The sequence below is a fragment of the Microbacterium sp. ARD31 genome, from assembly GCF_031844425.1.
The window spans coordinates 75,749-93,423 of record NZ_JAUZVE010000016.1 but is presented as its reverse complement, the minus strand read 5'-3'; the positions used below and the strand labels follow the sequence as shown (position 1 = coordinate 93,423).

15 protein-coding genes are annotated in these 17,675 nt (G+C 70.5%); 3 read left to right on the top strand and 12 right to left on the bottom strand.

What is annotated here, in order from left to right:
- Positions 1–2: 2 nt before the first annotated feature.
- The 9 genes from ftsW to Q9S36_RS28365 form a co-directional block, all read right to left on the bottom strand.
- The gene (gene ftsW / locus Q9S36_RS28405; protein ID WP_311288188.1) at positions 3–1,253 is read right to left on the bottom strand and encodes a putative lipid II flippase FtsW; all 1,251 of its coding nucleotides are present in this window, start codon (positions 1,251–1,253) and stop codon (positions 3–5) included.
- Positions 1,207–2,754 (bottom strand): UDP-N-acetylmuramoyl-L-alanine--D-glutamate ligase, encoded by a 1,548-nt coding sequence (gene murD, locus Q9S36_RS28400; protein ID WP_311288187.1) that lies wholly within the window; start codon positions 2,752–2,754, stop codon positions 1,207–1,209. The genes ftsW and murD overlap by 47 nt, the downstream gene beginning before the upstream one ends.
- The gene (gene mraY / locus Q9S36_RS28395) at positions 2,751–3,863 is read right to left on the bottom strand and encodes a phospho-N-acetylmuramoyl-pentapeptide-transferase (protein WP_251449479.1); all 1,113 of its coding nucleotides are present in this window, start codon (positions 3,861–3,863) and stop codon (positions 2,751–2,753) included. The genes murD and mraY overlap by 4 nt, the downstream gene beginning before the upstream one ends.
- Positions 3,860–5,326, bottom strand: coding sequence for a UDP-N-acetylmuramoyl-tripeptide--D-alanyl-D-alanine ligase (gene murF / locus Q9S36_RS28390; protein WP_311288186.1), 1,467 nt, complete (start codon positions 5,324–5,326; stop codon positions 3,860–3,862). The genes mraY and murF overlap by 4 nt, the downstream gene beginning before the upstream one ends.
- A 25-nt stretch (positions 5,327–5,351) precedes the next feature.
- Positions 5,352–7,148 (bottom strand): penicillin-binding protein 2, encoded by a 1,797-nt coding sequence (locus Q9S36_RS28385; RefSeq protein ID WP_311288185.1) that lies wholly within the window; start codon positions 7,146–7,148, stop codon positions 5,352–5,354.
- Positions 7,149–7,152: 4 nt separating this feature from the next.
- Complete coding sequence (locus Q9S36_RS28380; RefSeq protein ID WP_311288184.1) at positions 7,153–7,734, bottom strand: hypothetical protein; 582 nt, start codon at positions 7,732–7,734, stop codon at positions 7,153–7,155.
- The gene (gene rsmH / locus Q9S36_RS28375) at positions 7,731–8,684 is read right to left on the bottom strand and encodes a 16S rRNA (cytosine(1402)-N(4))-methyltransferase RsmH (RefSeq protein ID WP_311288183.1); all 954 of its coding nucleotides are present in this window, start codon (positions 8,682–8,684) and stop codon (positions 7,731–7,733) included. Before rsmH ends, Q9S36_RS28380 begins: the two co-directional genes overlap by 4 nt.
- 101 nt (positions 8,685–8,785) lie before the next feature.
- A complete protein-coding gene (gene mraZ, locus Q9S36_RS28370) occupies positions 8,786–9,217 on the bottom strand; it encodes a division/cell wall cluster transcriptional repressor MraZ (RefSeq protein ID WP_311288182.1) in 432 nt (143 codons plus the stop codon).
- Between the two features lie 166 nt (positions 9,218–9,383).
- The gene (locus Q9S36_RS28365; RefSeq protein ID WP_311288181.1) at positions 9,384–9,752 is read right to left on the bottom strand and encodes a DUF3040 domain-containing protein; all 369 of its coding nucleotides are present in this window, start codon (positions 9,750–9,752) and stop codon (positions 9,384–9,386) included.
- 67 nt (positions 9,753–9,819) lie between these two features.
- Here Q9S36_RS28365 and Q9S36_RS28360 point away from each other — a divergent pair, with 67 nt between their 5' ends.
- Positions 9,820–10,914, top strand: coding sequence for a polyprenyl synthetase family protein (locus tag Q9S36_RS28360; protein ID WP_311288180.1), 1,095 nt, complete (start codon positions 9,820–9,822; stop codon positions 10,912–10,914).
- Positions 10,915–10,926: 12 nt separating this feature from the next.
- Here Q9S36_RS28360 and Q9S36_RS28355 read toward each other — a convergent pair whose 3' ends face one another.
- Complete coding sequence (locus Q9S36_RS28355; protein ID WP_251451413.1) at positions 10,927–11,253, bottom strand: Rv2175c family DNA-binding protein; 327 nt, start codon at positions 11,251–11,253, stop codon at positions 10,927–10,929.
- Between the two features lie 173 nt (positions 11,254–11,426).
- Here Q9S36_RS28355 and Q9S36_RS28350 point away from each other — a divergent pair, with 173 nt between their 5' ends.
- Both Q9S36_RS28350 and pknB read left to right on the top strand, forming a co-directional pair.
- Complete coding sequence (locus tag Q9S36_RS28350; RefSeq protein ID WP_311288179.1) at positions 11,427–12,626, top strand: LysM peptidoglycan-binding domain-containing protein; 1,200 nt, start codon at positions 11,427–11,429, stop codon at positions 12,624–12,626.
- 61 nt (positions 12,627–12,687) lie between these two features.
- Positions 12,688–14,628, top strand: a complete 1,941-nt coding sequence (gene pknB, locus Q9S36_RS28345) for a Stk1 family PASTA domain-containing Ser/Thr kinase (RefSeq protein ID WP_311288178.1) — start codon at positions 12,688–12,690, stop codon at positions 14,626–14,628.
- A gap of 646 nt (positions 14,629–15,274) precedes the next feature.
- On the opposite strand, the gene Q9S36_RS28340 is transcribed toward pknB, so the two are convergent.
- The gene (locus tag Q9S36_RS28340) at positions 15,275–16,384 is read right to left on the bottom strand and encodes an IS110 family transposase (RefSeq protein WP_311288177.1); all 1,110 of its coding nucleotides are present in this window, start codon (positions 16,382–16,384) and stop codon (positions 15,275–15,277) included.
- Between the two features lie 195 nt (positions 16,385–16,579).
- A complete protein-coding gene (locus Q9S36_RS28335) occupies positions 16,580–17,503 on the bottom strand; it encodes a hypothetical protein (protein ID WP_311288176.1) in 924 nt (307 codons plus the stop codon).
- Positions 17,504–17,675 lie beyond the last annotated feature (172 nt).

Here is a 17,675-nt window from a genome sequence, read left to right as displayed (position 1 = left end):
GGTTACCGGGTCGGGCGCGCGCGGACCGGCGTCGGGCGGGCCGGCGGCAGCGGACCCCGCACGGGCAGGGAGCGCGCGAACGCGAGCAGCACACCGCACGCGATGAGCACCGACAGCAGTGACGTGCCGCCCTGCGACATGAACGGCAGGGGCACGCCGAGCACGGGGAAGACCCGCAGCACGACGCCGATGTTGATGAGCGCCTGGCCGACGATCCAGACGGTGATGGCGCCCGAGACGATGCGGACGAACGGGTCGTCGGTCTTGCGGATGACGTGGAAGGCACCGACCGCGAAGAGGGCGAAGAGGGCGAGCACGACGACGCAGCCGATGAGACCGAGCTCTTCGCCGACGATGGCGAAGATGTAGTCGTTGGCGGCTGCCGGCAGCCAGTCGTACTTCTCTTTCGAGTTGCCCAGCCCCAGCCCGAAGATGCCGCCGCCGGCGAGGCCCCAGATGCCGTGGAGGGGCTGGTAGCAGTCGCCGTAGTAGTCGGCGAGGCAGTCGGGGTTGAGGAAGCTCATGATGCGGCGCATGCGGTCGGGGCTGGTGACCGCGAGGGCGGCGACCGACCCGAGCACGAGCAGCGCCGGCAGGGCGAACAGCCGCAGCCGCACCCCGGAGAAGAACAGCGCTCCGAGGACGATGAGGAACAGCACCATGGCGGTGCCGAGATCGTGACCTGCCAGGACGGTGGCGATGACGAGACCGGCGACGGGCACGACGGGGATGAACACGTGCTGCCACTTGGTCAGCAGCGACCGTTTGCGGAAGAGGACGAAGCCCAGCCACAGTGCCAGCGCCAGCTTGAGGAACTCCGCGGGCTGGGCCTGCAGGCCCGCGATCATGATCCAGTTGCGGTTTCCGTTGGCCGTGACGCCCAGCGGGGTGAAGACCAGCAGCTGGAAGATCACGGCGCCGATGAGCGCCGGCCAGGCGATCCGCTTGAAGAACTTCACCGGGAACCGGCTGGCGATGAACATGATCGGGATGCCGAGCAGGGCGAACACGCCCTGCTTGACCATCGCGTCCCACGCGGGCTGCCCGGCGGCGGTGGCGATGGCGCTCGTGGCCGAGAGGACCATGACCAGGCCGAAGCCGGTGAGCAGGAGCGCGGTGGACGCGATCAGCAGGAACTCGCTGGGGACCGGCGCGAACACACGGCCGAGCGAGACGCGGGCGGCGAGCCCGCGAGGGTCCTCGCCGTCAGCGGGCTGGGCCGGCGGCCGGGTCGGCGGAAGCGTCGTGGTCACCGCCGCCCCTTCCGATCCGCTGTCTCACCGCGTCGGCGAAGCGCCGCCCGCGGTCGGCGTAGGACGAGAACTGGTCGAACGACGCCGCGGCGGGGGCGAGCAGAACCACGTCCCCGTCACGGGCGACTCCGGCCGCGATCTCGACGACCCGCGCCATGACGTCTTCAGTCTCGGCGGAGTCGACCTCGAACACCGGCACCGCCGGCGCGTGTCGCTCGAACGCGGCCACGACGGGCGCGCGGTCCTCGCCGATGATCACTGCGGCCGACACCGCGGCTCCGCGCCGGGCGACGAGGTCCGAGATGTCCACCCCTTTGAGGAGCCCTCCGACGATCCACACCGCGCCCGGGTACGCGGCGAGGGAGGACGATGCCGCGTGGGGGTTGGTGGCCTTGGAGTCATCAACCCACGTCACACCGTCGTGGCGCGCCACGACCTCGATGCGGTGCGGGTCGAGCCGGAAGCCGCGCAGCGCGTCGCGGACGGCGGCGGGCGCGATGTCGAGCGACCGTGCGAGGGCCGCCGCGGCGAGGATGTTCGCCGCGATGTGCGGAGCGCCGAGACCGAGCTCCTGCAGCTCCTCGACGGTGGTGAGCTCGAGCGCGCTGGTGCGGCGGTCCTCCAGGAACGCACGGTCGACGAGGATCCCGTCGACGACGCCGAGGTCGCTCGGGCCGGGCACGCCCAGGTCGAAGCCCACCGCCCGGGCGCCCTCGACCACCTCTGCGTCCTCCACCATGCGGCGCGTCGCGGCATCCGCTTTGTTGTAGACGCACGCAACGCGGGTGTTGTCGTACACGTGCGCTTTGGCGTCGCGGTAGGCATCGGCCGAGCCGTGCCACTCGAGGTGGTCGTCGGCGAGATTCAGGCAGACGGCGGCGTGGGGCGAGAGCGGCTGAGGGCCGGTCTGCCTGCCGAGGTACCACAGCTGGTGGCTCGAGAGCTCGACGACGAGGGCGTCGAACCCCTCGGGGTCGCGCACGGCGTCGAGCACCGGTGTGCCGATGTTCCCGACGGGAGCCGCCCGCAGTCCCCCGGCGACCAGCATCGAAGCGGCGAGCCGGGTCGTGGTGGTCTTGCCGTTCGTGCCGGTGACGAGCAGCCACGGCGCGGTCGAGCCGTCCGCGCGGCGCACCTTGTCGCGCACGCGCCACGCGAGCTCGACGTCGCCCCACAGCGCGACACCGGCCTCCTGCGTCCACCTGATGAGCGGATGCGTCGGCGCGAAGCCGGGCGAGGCGATGACGACCTCGGGCTCGAACGAGGCGAGCTCGGCGGGCGGCTCGGCGAGGGGCCCGGTCCACAGGCGCGCGCCGATGACCGGCAGGAGGCGCTCGTACTCCTCGTCGGCCTTCTCGGTGACCACGAGGACGTCGGCGCCGAGCTCGGTGAGCGTGTCGGCGACGGCGAATCCGGTGACGGACAGGCCGAGCACAGCCACGCGCAGACCCTTCCAGTCGCTGTGCCAGCTCGTGAGGGCGTCCAGCCGTGCCGCGCTCATGTGGCGATGAGCCACTCGACGTAGAAGAAGCCGATGCCCGAGACGGCGAGCAGGCCCGCGATGATCCACATCCGCACGACGATCGTGATCTCCTGCCACCCGCGCATCTCGAGATGGTGGTGCAGCGGGCTCATCAGGAACAGCCGCTTGCCGCGCGTGAGCTTGAAGTACAGCCGCTGCAGGATGACCGAGCCGGAGGCGATGACGTACACGCCCGCGACGAGCACCATGAGCAGCTCGGTGCGGGTCAGGATCGCCATCGAGGCGAGCACGCCGCCGATCGCCATCGAGCCGACGTCTCCCATGAAGACCTTCGCCTTGGGCGCATTCCACCACAGGAATCCGACGAGTGCGCCGACGAATGCCGCCGAGACGATCGCGAGATCGAACGGGTCGCGCACCGCGTAGCAGGCCGGCTGCACCGTCGGGGCGAGGGCCTCGCCACCCCAGCACGCCTGGTTGAACTGCCAGAAGGCGATGAGGCTGTAGGCGCCCACGACGAAGATGCCCGCGCCGGCGGCCAGTCCGTCGAGGCCGTCGGTGACGTTCACCGAATTGGACGAGGCGACGCCGATGAACGAGATCCACGTCATGTAGAGGATCCAGCCGATGATCGGACCGAGCGCCATGAACGACAGCATCGGCACGTCGCGGAAGATCGAGATGTACGGGGATGCCGGGGTCTGACCCCACGCGTTGGGGAAGTTCAGCGCGACGACGGCGAACGGGACGGCGACGAGGATCTGGCCGACGATCTTCCGCCAGCCCGACAGGCCGAGGCTGCGCTGACTGCGCACCTTCATGTAGTCGTCGATGAAGCCGACCGCGCCGAAGCCCACCATCATCCACACCACGAGCCAGCCCGAGATGGTCGGCGGGTTGTTGCCGGTGTAAGCGCCGACGAGATAGCCGACGATCGTGCCGACGATGAAGATCGTGCCGCCCATGGTGGGCGTGCCGCGCTTGGCGCCGTGGCTCGGGTTGTAGATGTTCTCGGGCGTCCGGATGACCTGGCCCCAGCCCCACGAGCGGAACAGCCGCAGGAAGACGGGGGTGAGGAAGAGGGTGAAGGCCAGCGAGATCGCCGCGGACGTCAGAAGGGATCTCACGAGAACGATTCTCCCAGACGATCGCCCAGGAACCGCAGACCGGCGGAGTTCGACGACTTGACCAGCACGCGATCCCCGTCCCGGAGCTCGCCCTGCAGGTAGTCGAACGCCTCGTCGGCGGTGGCGAAGAACACCGCCTCGCCGTCCCAGGAGCCCTGTGCGACGGCCTCGAGGAACATCCGGCGGGCCTCGGGCCCGACGATCACGATGCGCTGGATGCCGAGGCGCACGGCGAGCAGGCCGATGCGGTCGTGCTCCTCCTCGGCGTACTCCCCCAGCTCGCTCATGGCGCCGAGCACGGCCACGGTGCGCTCGCCCGGCCGGGTGATCTGGGCGAGGGTGCGCAGCGCCGCGGCCATCGAGTCGGGGCTGGCGTTGTAGGCGTCGTTGATGATGCGGACGCGATCGGAGCCGAGGGGCTGCATCCGCCAGCGTTCGGCGATCTCGACCGTCTCGAGACGGGCCACGCAGTCGGCGAGCGACACGCCGAGCGCCGTGGCGGCGGCGATCGCGGCGAGGGCGTTCATGACGTGATGCTCGCCGAGGACCCGCAGGCGCAGCGTCGCCGTGTCGTCGTCGGCGTGCACGGTGAACGTCGTGCCGTCGGCGGTCACCTCGACGTCGTCCGCGCGGACGTCGGCTTCGGGCCCGCGGCCGAACCAGCGGACCTCGGCGCCGCGCTCGGCGGCGATCGCGGCCATCGTCGCCACGCGCGCGTCGTCTGCGTTGAGCACCGCGAGCCCTCCGGGACGGACCGCGTGGATCAGCTCGGACTTGGCCGCGAGCGTCGCCTCGATGCCGCCGAACCCGCCTGCGTGGGCCATGCCCACCATCAGCACGATCCCGACGTCGGGGTCGACGAGTCCCGCCAGTCGTGCGATCTCGCCCGGTGCGCTGGCGCCGAACTCGCTGACGAGGTAGCGCGTGTCGTCGGTGACCCGCAGCATCGTCAGCGGGGCCCCGACCTCGTTGTTGAACGACGCCTTGGGCGAGACGGTCTCGCCCTCGTCCTCGAGGATGCGGGCGAGCAGGTTCTTGGTCGTGGTCTTGCCGTTGGAGCCGGTGATCCCGATCACGCGCAGGGAGCCGTGCTCGTTTCGGGCGCCGTGCTCGTTTCGGGCGCCGTGCTCGTTTCGGGCGCCGTGCTCGCGCACGCGCCGCACCACCTCGCGGGCGAGGTCGGACAGCGCGGCCACCGCATCGGCGACGACGATCTGCGAGATCGCCGCCTCGACGGGGCGCTCCACGAGCGCCACAGCGGCTCCGGCGGCGGCGGCGGCATCCACGAATTCATGCCCGTCGGTGGTCTCTCCGGGCTTGGCCACGAAGACGTCACCCGGGCCGATGAGGCGGGAGTCGGTGTCGACGGTTCCCGACACGACCGTGTCGGGTCCGTCGCCGCCGGCCGGGTGCAGCCGTCCTGAGACGGCGTCGGCGAGCTGTGCAAGGGTGAGGGCGATCATGTTCTCTCCGGCCTGATCCAGGTGCTCACCCGAACCTTGGCAGCTCCTTGGGCGCCGTCGTGGCGGGCATGACGCGGTAGGTCTTCAGCACCTGGGTCATGGCCTGCTGGAACGCGGTCGCATTGGCCGCAGACGACTTTACCTTCGTCGGCTCGTCCAGCGTGACGACGACGAGGTACTCGGGGTCGTCGGCCGGGGCGAAGCCGATCATCGTGGTGTAGTACGCACCGGCCTTGTAGCCGCCCTGTCCGTTTGACTTCTCGCCCGTGCCCGTCTTGCCGGCGACGCGGTAGCCGGGGATCTCGACGGCATCGGCGTACGTGGCCTGCAGGAAGACGTTCTCGAGGATGCCGCGCATCTGGGCGGAGGTCTTCTCGCTGACCACCCGGGTGGGCTCGGGGAGGTCGGGCTCGACGACGGTGCCGTCGGGCAGCGTGCACGCCTCGACGAGCGACAGCGGCATGCGCACCCCGCCGTTGGCGATGGCCGTGTATGCGCCGGCGAGCTCGGGCATCGTCGTGGTGAGGCCCTGACCGTACGCAGTGTTGTAGGTCGTCTGGCTGTCCCAGCGCTCGGACGGGTAGACGAGACCGGACTGCTCGCCCTGGAAGCCGACGGCGCTGCCTTCGCCGATGCCGAACTTCTTCAGGTAGTCGTAGCGGGTCGCCGGGCTGACGGTCTCGCTGAACTTCGAGATGCCGGCGTTGGACGAGTCGATGAGCACCCCGGTCAGGGTGTACTCCAGGGCGGGGTGGACGAACGAGTCCCGGACGAACGCGCCGTTGGGGAAGGTCTCGGTGCTCGAGGCCACGACGGTGGATGCCGGGGTCTGGCCGCCCGCGTCGATGACGGTCGCGGCGGTCAGGGCCTTGAAGGTCGAGCCCGGTTCGAACCAGCCGCCGAAGATGCGGCTGCCGCGGTCGTCGGCGTCGGTGGCGAGGACGTCGTTGGGGTCGACCGAGGGGTACTCGGCGGCCGCGCGGATCTTGCCGGTCTTGATCTCGACCACGAGGATGGCACCGCTCTGGGCGCGCATCGCCTGCGACTGCTCGGCGATCAGCTGCTGCATGTACCACTGCAGGTCGCGGTCGACCGTGAGCTGCAGCGTTCCGCCGTCCGTGGCGGGCTGGGTGGTCGCGGTGCCGGGGATCACGACGCCGTCCTTGCCCCGCTGGTAGGTGACCCGGCCGTCCGTGGCGGCCAGGCACGAGTCCTCGGTGAGCTCGAGCCCGGCCAGGGCGCCCTCGGCGCCCATGAAGCCGACGAGGTTTCCCCCGACCGCGCCATCCGGGTAGGTGCGCGCGGGGTGCTGGTCGAAGGTCAGGTAGGGCGCACCGATGTCGACGAGCGCCCGGTACTGCTCGGTGGTCAGCCCGCGCGCCAGATAGGCGAACTGCGACTGGGGGTTGTCGGCGATCGAGTCGGAGACCCCGCGGCGGATGGATGCGGCATCCTGCCCCGTGATCTCGGCCATCTCGGAAGCGGCCTGCGCCCACGGGACGCGGACGGTCTCGCCGTCGACCTCGCGCGGGAACCCGCCCTTCTCCTCGTACCCGGTGATGTTGAGCGGGTCCAGCACGCCGTCGTACGTGAGCACGCTGCCCGCGAGGGTCTGCCCCTGCGCGTCGACGATGGTTCCGCGCGATCCGTACAGCGTGCGCGAGCCGGCGAGGGCGTGCGACATCGAGTCGTCGATGTGCTCCTCGGCGTTGACGACCTGGATGTCGACGAGCCGGACGATGAAGCCCGCGAGGACCGCGAGGACGACGGCAAGGGCTACGACGGTGCGACGGCGGGGGCTTCGGGTGCTGGCCGAGGTCATGAAGTCAGTGTGTGCTCGGAGTGGGCAGGCCGTCGGTCAAGGGCGGCGGCGTGTCGGTCGGCCCGGTTCCGGGGATCGCCGCGCCGTCGGCGGCGTCTCCGGCCATCGTGGCGCCCGGGTCGGTCACCAGCGGCGTCTCGGCGAGGAGCGCGTTGGGCACCGAGGCGCGGCCGAGGGCGTTGACCGAGGCGCGGCCCTCTGCGGCCTCGGAGACCCCGAGGATCTTGCCGTCGCTCAGGCGCAGATAGTTGGGCGACTCCTCGATCACCATGCCCAGCGCGGTGGCGTTCGCCGCGAGGTACTGCGGCGAGCTGAGCCCCGCCACCTCGTCGTAGAGGATCTGCGCCTGCCAGTCCAGCTCTCGCTGCTGCTGGGTGAGCGCCGACATCTCGTAGGAGGACTGCGTCGTGAGGATCGACAGCGACATCTGCGCGATCGCGATCCCCACCGCGCCGAGCACGGCGATGATGCCGTACGCCAGCCGGGGCCGGCGCCGCGGCAGGGGCTCCGCGACGACGTGGAGCCGCCGGCCCGGGGACGTCGTCCGCTGGGGTGCGAGCGTGGCCGCTGTGGCGATCGTGCTCATGACGACGTCCTCACTCGCTCGGCGGCGCGCAGCCGCACGGGGGTCGCACGCGGGTTGCGTGCGCGTTCTTCTTCGCTCGCCAGCTCGGCGCCCTTGACGAGCAGGCGGAACCGGGGAGCGTGTTCGGGAAGCTCGACGGGCAGACCCGCGGGCGCGGTGGACTTCACGGCATCCGCGAATTCGCGCTTGACCAGACGGTCCTCGAGGGATTGGTACGACAGCACGACGATGCGCCCGCCCACCGGCAGGATGTCGAGGGCAGCCGGCACCGCGCGCTCCAGAACCGCGAGCTCGCGGTTGACCTCGATGCGCAGCGCCTGGAAGACCCGCTTGGCGGGGTGCCCGGAGCGCTGCGCGGCGTACGGGGTCGCCGCGATGAGGATCTCGACCAGGCGACCCGAACGGTCGATGGGCGACTCGGCGCGGGCGGCGATGATCGCCCGCGCGTAGCGGCCGGCGAGCTTCTCCTCGCCGTAGCGCTCGAAGATGCGACGCAGATCGCCCTCGCCGTAGGTGGCGAGGATGTCGGCCGCCGTCGTGCCGGCCGACTGGTCCATGCGCATGTCGAGTGGGGCATCCTGCGAGTACGCGAATCCCCGATCGGCGACGTCGAGCTGAAGGGACGAGACGCCCAGGTCGAAGAGGATGCCGTCGGCCACGTCGAACCCGGCGCCGGTCACCGCCTCGGCGATGCCGTCGTAGACCGTGTGGACCAGCGTGACCCGGTCGCCGAAACGCGCCAGGCGCTCGCCCGCGATCCGCAGGGCGTCCTGGTCGCGATCGAGACCGATGAGGTGGATGCCGGGGAACCGCTCGAGGAATGCCTCGGAGTGACCGCCCATGCCGAGCGTGGCATCGACGAAGACGGCGCCGGGGCGCTCCAGCGCAGGGGCGAGGAGTTCGACGCAGCGCTCGAGGAGGACCGGGGTGTGGATATCGCGGAGGCTCATGATGGCAGGGCCTTGTCCCTAGACCCTGATCCCCATCCGCTCGGACCTGGCGCCGGGGAAGTGCGACAGGGCGGGAGCGGCTGGGAGTCAGGATCGAGGGCTCAGAACAGGCCCGGGATCACCTCCTGCTCCAGCTCGGCGTACGTCTCTTCGTTGCTCTCCGCGTAGGCGTTCCACGCGTCGGCGTTCCAGATCTCGGCGTGTGCCCCCACACCCGTCACGACGAGCTCCTTCTCGAGCCCGGCGTAGGCGCGCAGCGGCGGGGGGATGGTGATGCGGTTCTGGCTGTCGGGCTTCTCGGCGCTTGCCCCCGAGAGGAACATCCGCAGGAAGTCGCGGGCCTGCTTGTTGGCCAGCGGAGCTTCGCGGATGCGCTCGTGCACTCTTTCGAACTCCTCCGTGCTGAAGACGTAGAGGCAGCGATCCTGACCGCGGGTCACCACCACGCCGCCGCCCAGATCGTCACGGAACTTCGAGGGCAGGATGACCCGGCCCTTGTCGTCGAGCTTCGGAGTGTGGGTACCGAGCAGCATGTCGGCTCCCCCCTCTCCTCCGCCCCCCGACGGCTTGACGCCACTTTACTCCACTTTCCTCCACTTAGACACCCCTGTGATGAGGAATTCTCCCCCCACGCTCCCCTGGGCACAAAAAAAGCACCGACCCGGAGGTCGGTGCTTTTCGAGGGGGTGGGCGGGCGGGTCAGCGCTCTTGGCGACGGTCCCACCGGTCGTTCATGCGGTCCATGAACGAGGAGCGCGGGGAGGGAGCTCGAGCCGGGCGGGCGCTGTCGGAGGGGACGGCCTTCAGCGGATTCCGGCTCGGGGTGACGGCGAGGACGACGCCGGCCAGCATCACGATGAAGCCGATGACGCCGACGACGATGAGCGGCACGGACACGCCCACCAGCAGACCGCCGAGCCCCAGCAGCACGAGGATCGTGCCGTAGACGATGTTGCGGTAGCTCAGGCTGCGGCCGTCGCGAGGCGCGGTGACGACGTCGGCGTCGTTGTGCATGAGATGGCGTTCCATCTCATCGAGCAGGCGCTGCTCCTGTTCGGAGAGTGGCATGCGTCCCCCTCTAAGTGCTCGGATATCGCACGATTCTACGCGTGCGTCTGATCACTAGGCTAGGCCCGTGCGCCCCTCCCACGACCCGATTCAAGCGATTTCCCAGCGACTGGACACGTTCGTGGCCGCACAGCGGGAGGCCACGGCGGGTCTGGGTGACGAGGCCCGACTCCTGATCGACGCCGCGGCGACCGCGCTCAGCGGGGGCAAGCGCCTGCGCGGCCGTTTCTGCCTCGCGGGATGGCAGGCCGTCGCCGGCGCAGGTGGCGCAGCGCCCGAACCGAGCGAGGACGTCCTCGCGGCGGCGGCCGCCCTCGAGATCTTCCACGCGGCCGCGCTCGTCCACGACGACATCATCGACAACTCCGACACCCGGCGCGGGCGGCCCGCAGCCCACCGCTCCCTCGAGTCCGCGCACCGGGCAGCCGGGTGGACCGGCGACCCGGACTCCTTCGGCAGGTCGGGCGCGATCCTGCTCGGCGACCTCCTCGTGGCGTGGAGTGCCGACCTGCTGGACGAGGGTCTGGCGACGGCTCCCCCCGGGACGACGCGCGCGGCGCGCGGCGAGTACACGGTCATGCGCCAGGAGGTGACGATCGGCCAGTTCCTCGACATCGCCGAGGAGTCGGCGTTCGTGAGCGAGCCCGACGAGCGGCACGCCGAGCGCGCGCTGCGCGTGGCGTCGCTGAAGTCCGCGCGGTACAGCGTGCAGCAGCCTCTCGCCATCGGAGCCGCGCTGGCGGGCGCGGACCACGCGCAGGCGGATGCCCTCGCGCGCTTCGGGCACCCGCTCGGCATGGCCTTCCAGCTGCGTGACGACGTGCTCGGCGTCTTCGGCGATGCCAGCGAGACCGGCAAGCCCTCGGGCGACGACCTGCGCGAGGGGAAGCGGACGGTGCTGATTGCCTACGCCCGCGAGCGCCTTCCGCTTCCCGCCCGGCGGATCATGGACGAGATGCTCGGCGATCCGACGCTCGAGGCGGGTCAGGTGGCGTCGTTGCAGCAGACGATCATCGACACCGGCGCGCTCGAGCGCGTCGAGACGCTCATCACCGACTTCGCGCGCGAGGCCGATCGCGCACTCGCCGGCGCGCGGCTCGAGAACGCCGCCGTCGGCCGACTGCGGGACCTGCTGCGCGCGGCGACCGTGCGGGTCACCTGAGCTGACGTCGGGTCAGGCCAGCGTGCGCGCCACGCGGCGCACTTCGCTCTTGCGACCCGCCTGCAGCGCCTCGATCGGGGCGACGCCGATGGTCTCATCGGCGGTCAGCAGCCAGTCGATCGCCTCGTCGTCGCTGAAGCCCGCATCGTGCAGAACGATGACGGTCCCCCGCAGTGACGACAGTGGCCGGTCGTCCTTGAGGAAGACCGCGGGCACCTTCACCGCGCCGTCGCGGCGCGACCCGATCAGGTAGTGCTCGTCGAGGAGCTTCCGGACGCGCCCGAGCGGCTCGCCGAGGATGTCGACGAGTTCGGGAAGCGAGAGCCAGGTGGTTTCGATGCGAGGCGCGGATTCAGCGTTCACCCTGCCACTATTCCACTTCTGCGAGACCTCATCACCGCCCGTTGACATCACTTTCGCCACAGCAGTCGCACCAGCCCCAGTGGATAGCACATGTTGACACCTGTACACATACGTGACACGGTTCTTCTCAATCCACCCGAGGGGGCACTGTGCGACGTGACATCCGACGAGGCCGCATCCCGGCGACCGTGTCCGCGGGACTTCCGGCGGTGGTCGCCGGCTCGATCGCGCTTGCGCTGACCGCCGCGCCCGCCGCGGTGGCCGTCGAGCCCTCCCCCGCGTCGGATCGCATGCAGCGCGGAGCCGGCGGCGTGTTCACCGCACCCACGACCGCGCCCGCTGCGGCGCCGGTGGCCGCAGCATCCGCCCCGCGCACCTACAAGGTGCGGCCCGGGGACACCGTGAGCACCATCGCCGCACGGCACGGCCTGCGCACGCAGGACGTCCTCAGCCTCAACGGACTCACCTGGAAGTCGGTCATCTACCCCGGGCAGGTGCTGAAGCTGAGCGGGGGTGCCGCCGCGCCCGCCGCGGCAGCCGCACCCAAGCCCGCCTCGGCCGCGACCACCCACACCGTCCGTGCGGGCGACACCATCAGCTCGATCGCCGCACGTCACAAGGTGTCGGTCGGCGCCGTCTTCTCGGCGAACGGCCTCGGCTGGTCGTCGATCATCTACCCCGGCCAGAGGCTCCGGATCCCCGGCGCCGCAGTCGCGTCCGCTCCCCAGCCCGCGCCCGCCGCGTCCGCTGCGTCGGGCATGACGAACGCCGCGGTGACCACGGCGCTGGGCAGCCACACCGTCCGCGCCGGCGACACCATCTACGCCATCGCCGTCCGCTACAAGCTCTCGACCGCGGCCGTGCTCGCCGCCAACGGCCTCTCGACCTCGTCGATCATCTACCCCGGTCAGAAGCTCGTCGTGCCGGTCGCCTCGATCGCCGGGCTCGATGCCGAGCAAGTCGACAACGCCCGGCTCATCATCCAGGTGGGTCGCGAGCTCGGCGTCCCCGACCGCGGCATCGCCATCGCCCTCGGCACCGCGATGCAGGAGTCGTGGATCCGCAACCTCGACTGGGGCGACCGCGACTCGCTCGGGCTGTTCCAGCAGCGACCGAGCAGCGGCTGGGGCACCGCGGCGCAGGTGCGCGACCGCGTGTACTCGATCAAGGCGTTCTTCGGCGGACCGAGCGACCCGAACGGCTCCCGCACGCGTGGCCTCCTCGACATCCCCGGGTGGCAGAGCATGTCCTACGCGGATGCCGCCCAGGCGGTGCAGATCTCGGCGTACCCCAAGCGGTATGCGAAGTGGGAGAAGCCCTCGTACCAGTGGCTCGCCGCTCTCGGGTGAAGCACCACCAGGGGGTGAGCCGTTCCGCGGGCTCACGGCCAGGCATCCGTAGACTCTGAGCGTGAACACGAGCCAGCAGACGGACCCGCTGATCGGCCGTCTGGTCGACGGCCGGTATCGCGTCCGCGCTCGTATCGCCCGGGGCGGGATGGCGACGGTGTACGTCGCGACGGATCTGCGGCTCGAGCGGCGCATCGCCCTGAAGGTGATGCACGGCCATCTGAGCGATGACACGGTCTTCCAGAGCCGGTTCATCCAAGAGGCACGTGCCGCCGCCCGCCTGGCCGACCCGCACGTCGTGAACGTCTTCGACCAGGGCCAGGACGGCGAGATCGCCTACCTCGTGATGGAGTACCTGCCCGGCATCACGTTGCGCGAGCTGCTCCGCGAGCAGCGGCGCCTCTCGGTGCCGCAGGCGATCACGATCATGGATGCCGTCCTCTCGGGTCTCGCCGCCGCGCACCGTGCGGGCATCGTGCACCGCGACGTCAAGCCCGAGAACGTGCTGCTGGCCGAGGACGGCCGCGTCAAGATCGGCGACTTCGGGCTCGCGCGCGCCACCACGGCCAACACCGCCACCGGAGCCCAGCTGCTCGGAACGATCGCCTACCTCGCCCCCGAACTGGTCACCCGTGGCACAGCGGACGCGCGCAGCGACATCTACGCGCTCGGCATCATGCTGTACGAGATGCTCACCGGCGAACAGCCCTACAAGGGCGAGCAGCCGATGCAGATCGCGTTCCAGCACGCCACCGACTCGGTGCCGCGCCCGAGCGTGAAGAACCCGGGAGTGCCCGAGCAGCTCGACGAGCTCGTGCTGTGGTCCACCGAGAAGAGTCCCGACGAACGGCCCTCCGATGCTCGGGAGATGCTCGACCGGCTGCGCGACATCGAACGCGAGCTCGGCATCACGCCGCAGGTCACCCGCACCGGCACCACCAGCGTCACGCACGACACCGGTTCGACCGACGAGCTCACCGCCGTCATGCCGGTCGCTCCGACCGGCCCGATCGCCACGGTCGACGACGGCGACAACGCCACCCGCCTTCGGCGCGCGACCAGGCGGCGCCAGGCGAAGGGCGCGTGGCTCGTCGCGCTCGTGCTGGTGCTGGCAGGTCTCGCCGGGGCGGCGGGGTGGTGGTTCGGCTCCGGTCCCGGTTCGCTGGTCGCCGTGCCGCAGGTCGAGGGCCTCAGCTTCTCCGAGGCGCAGGCCGTGCTCGCCGACGAGGGGCTCCTCGCCGAGGAGGAGGGCCGCAGCAGCCTCGAGGTCGAAGCGGGTCGGATCATCGAGAGCGAGCCCGGTTCGGGCGCACGCGTCGACAAAGAGACCACCGTCACCGTGTTCGTCTCGCTCGGGCCCGCCGAGGTGGAGGTGGCGGGGCTCATGGGTCGCTCCGAGGGTGAGGCGCGCAACGCGCTCACCGGATACGGCATCACCCCTCGCGAGGACACGGCGAAGTACTTCCGCGGCGAGGCCCCCGGCACCGTGCTCGGCGTGCTCATTCATCCGGCCGCCGGTGGGGACGACATCGCGTGCGGCGAGGGGTGCACCGCGAACGAGGGCGACGAGGCGACCCTGTGGGTGTCGCTCGGTCCCGTGCCCGACGTCGTCGGCGACAGCGAGGACGCCGCGCGCAGCGAACTGCAGAACGCGGGACTCGAGGTGGCGGGCGACGTCATCGCACAGACCAGCGAGTCCATCGGCGCGGGCCGCGTGATCGGAATCGCCGAGCGCGACGGCGGCGGAAGCTGGCGCCCCGGCGACACCGTGCGTCTCATCGTGTCGACCGGTCCCCCGCTGTTCGCCGTGCCGAACGTCGTCGACATGACCCGCGACGACGCCATCGCCGCGCTCGAGGCCGAGGGCTTCCAGGTCGACTACGCCGTCTTCTGGGCCGCCATCCCCAACTCCCTGACCCAGGTGACCGGCTCCGACCCTGCTGCCGGCGAGATGGTCGTGCGCGGAGCCCGCGTCTACATCAGGGTCACCGCCACCGGCTGACGCGTTCGCGTTCGCGAGCCGTCACGTGTGCCGGGTTCGGGCGCGGCGCGCTGACACGAGTGACGGCTCAGTGGGGTTGGGGGGATACCGCGGGTGTGAGTCGCGGCATCCGGTGGGTGTCTGGGCGCGGGCCGGGTGGGCCAGGGCACGAGCCGGGTAGGCCAGGGCACGAGCCGGGTGGGCCACGGCACGAGCCGGGGGCCGGGGCACGGGCCGTCACGTATGTCACCCCGTGGCAGCCGCACCCGACACACGTGACGGCTCGCGAACTCGAATCCGGCGCCGGGCTCAGCGTCCGAACGACTCCCCAGCCAGGGCCCGCCGAACGCGAGCGGAAAGGGCGACGAGGCCGGGGCCGGGCAGAGGCCCGAATCCCGCGGCCGAATCTCCCGAGGAACCAGACCCCGAACCAGACCCCGAACCCGACGTGGCACCCGGCCCCACCGCGTCCCCTGCGTCCGCCCTGCCGGCGTCGGCATCGTCGACGTCGTCGGCACCGACGAGCATCACGTGGAAACCGGCGTCCTGCATCAGCTGAACCCGCCGGAGGTCCCGCAGCCACCGTCGGCGCGACACGCGGTGCTCCTCGCCCTGGTACTCGAGCAGCAGCCGCGCGTGCCGATAGCCGAGGATGCTCTCCTAAGAGTCAAGCGGCGATTCTCCTCGGTTTCGTGTTCGGGGTGATGTGTTCGATGCCGGGGTTGAGGAGGAAGTAGACCTCGCGGGCGAGGTAGCGCTTGAGGCAGCGGATGATCTCCATCTTGGAATGCCCCTCGGCGGTCTTCTTCGCTGCGTAGGCTTTTGTCCTCGGGTCGAGCCTGAGGCGACTGATCACGGCGAGGTGGAGTGCGCGGTTGGCTTGCCGGTCGCCGCCCCGGTTGAGCCGGTGTCGTTGCGTCATCCCGGATGAGGCGGGCAGAGGGGAGACGCCGCAGAGCATCGCGAACGCGGCTTCGGACTTCATGCGCTCGGGGTTATCGCCGGCGGTGACCAGTAGCTGCCCGGCGACCTCGATGCCGATCCCGACGCGTTCGAGTAGCTGCGGGGCGAGGGCTTGGACGATGGGGTTGATCAGGTCGTCCAGATCGACGATCTCGTCAGTGAGCTCGAGGTATCGGCGGCCGAACGACTTCAACGCAACCCGGTAGGCGACGACGGGATCGGTCGCATTCGAGACGTCGGGACGCCATGCGGCGAGGTGACGGATCAGTTGCATGCGGGTGAGGTTACGGATCTGGTCGCGGACTTCGTCGGGTGCGGCGACGATCGACATCCGCAGCAGTTGCAGCGTGTTGCGTCGTTCACGGACTGCCTGAGCGCGCGCGACACGCAGGATTCTCAGGGCTTCGACCGCACCGTCTTTGGACTTCGGGATCGTGGTGCGGCGTTCGTGGAGTGCGGCGCGGGCAGCGTTGATAGCGTCCAGATCATCATCCTTGCCTTTCCGGCGGCGGTCTGATCGATCCGGCCGGTCGACCTCGAGGACCGTCACGTCGTTCTTCGCGAGATGCCGGGTGAGGCCTGCGCCGTAAGAGCCGGTGCCCTCGATCCCGATCCGCACCAACACGCCGTGACTGCGCACCCATGCCAGCAGAGCCCGGTAGCCCGCGCGAGTCGTGGAGAAGCTATGCGTCCCGAGAACCGTCCCGGTCTCGTCGACGACCGCGGCGACGTGGATCTCCTTGTGAGTGTCGACGCCGGCGAACACCAACGTTCGCGATTGAGGTTGCTTGCCGGCGTCGGGGATGATGGTCATGTCGTGCTCCGATCTGTACGCATGGGCGGGGAACGGCACCGCGCTCGACCAGACCGGCGGACAAGACAGTGATGAGCACCTGTTGGCGCAGGCTCTCCTTAGGTCACTCCGGCGGCGAGGCGTGACGCCTCACCGGGTGTTCTCAGGGGACCGACAGATCCGTGGAAAGACAGCAGTTGTCGATCGGCGTGAGGGTCAGGAACCCCTGAGAACACCCGGCACCAGCATCCTTGCGCGTCCATCGCTGTGAGGGTCAGGACCCCTGAGAACACCAGCACGAACAGTCTCACTATCCGCATGCTGAACGCCCTCGGCGGTGTCGACCGCGACCTGGACTTCCGGCTCGGGAAGCCCGAGCGCCACCAGTCCCATCCGCAGCTGCGTCTCTTTCGGGGAGTCGACCGGTTCGCGCACCCGCTCGAGCGCCCACTCCAATGCCCGCGCGCCTCTCGCACCGCGACGCCGGGCGGCGGCGTCCTCCAACTGCGCCCGCGTGCACAGCGGATGACGCCGACCGTTCACACGCGGCCCCGTGAGCAGGTGATCGCCGACCGCCACCAGCCATTCCCGCGTGAGCGTGACCCCCATGGCGGTCGCTCCACGCGTCGCGAGCTGACCCCACACGTCCGCAGGGCTGATGACGGGCAGGATGCCGCGCACCTCACCCCGCGCGCTCCGACCCTCCCAGCCGGACACACCCGGCCTGCGCATCCGGAGCGACCGGCCGTTGGCCTCGCCGTCGGCGAGCGAGATCACATGGAGCGTCTCGTCGTCGCGGTAGGGCTTCGGAAGCGGCATCCCCCACAATCGCGCCGCCGTCGCGTGACTGAACCACTGGCCGGGACCCAGCAAAGGGAGCAGCGCTTCGCAACGACCTTCGATCCCCTCGGGCACCGTGCCTGCGGGGACGTAGAGCCCGCGGTGCGGATGCGAGATGTCATCGCGCCGCAGTCGGCCGCGCCCGATGTCGGCCTCGCGCGCCTCGCCGAACTCGAAGGGTCCGCTCCCGAGCGGGTCGGGCAGGGGGTCGCGTGGGGGCCTCGGCATCCGTCGATCCTGCCCGGCCGCGGCGACACGGCCGCCGAGTTCTCCACACCCCTGGAGATAAGCGCCGCGCACGCGGCCGTCACGTTCGCTGAGCCGTCATTGGTGTCGCCTCCGCGGCCGCAATCGCGACACACGTGACGGCTCGCGCACCGGAGCGCTCGCGACCCCACAGCCGCCCGAGCCCGCGTCCGCACCCGCACGAGCCGGGCCGGATGCCGCCCCCCACAGCCCCTCACCGAGCCGT

Bases quoted from the DNA above. Each gene is read 5' to 3' on its own strand.
- murD (WP_311288187.1), bottom strand. From the start codon at position 2,754: ATGAGCGCGGCACGGCTGGACGCCCTCACGAGCTGGCACAGCGACTGG.
- murF (WP_311288186.1), bottom strand. From the start codon at position 5,326: ATGATCGCCCTCACCCTTGCACAGCTCGCCGACGCCGTCTCAGGACGG.
- Q9S36_RS28385 (WP_311288185.1), bottom strand. From the start codon at position 7,148: ATGACCTCGGCCAGCACCCGAAGCCCCCGCCGTCGCACCGTCGTAGCC.
- Q9S36_RS28380 (WP_311288184.1), bottom strand. From the start codon at position 7,734: ATGAGCACGATCGCCACAGCGGCCACGCTCGCACCCCAGCGGACGACG.
- rsmH (WP_311288183.1), bottom strand. From the start codon at position 8,684: ATGAGCCTCCGCGATATCCACACCCCGGTCCTCCTCGAGCGCTGCGTC.
- mraZ (WP_311288182.1), bottom strand. From the start codon at position 9,217: ATGCTGCTCGGTACCCACACTCCGAAGCTCGACGACAAGGGCCGGGTC.
- Q9S36_RS28365 (WP_311288181.1), bottom strand. From the start codon at position 9,752: ATGCCACTCTCCGAACAGGAGCAGCGCCTGCTCGATGAGATGGAACGC.
- Q9S36_RS28340 (WP_311288177.1), bottom strand. From the start codon at position 16,384: ATGACCATCATCCCCGACGCCGGCAAGCAACCTCAATCGCGAACGTTG.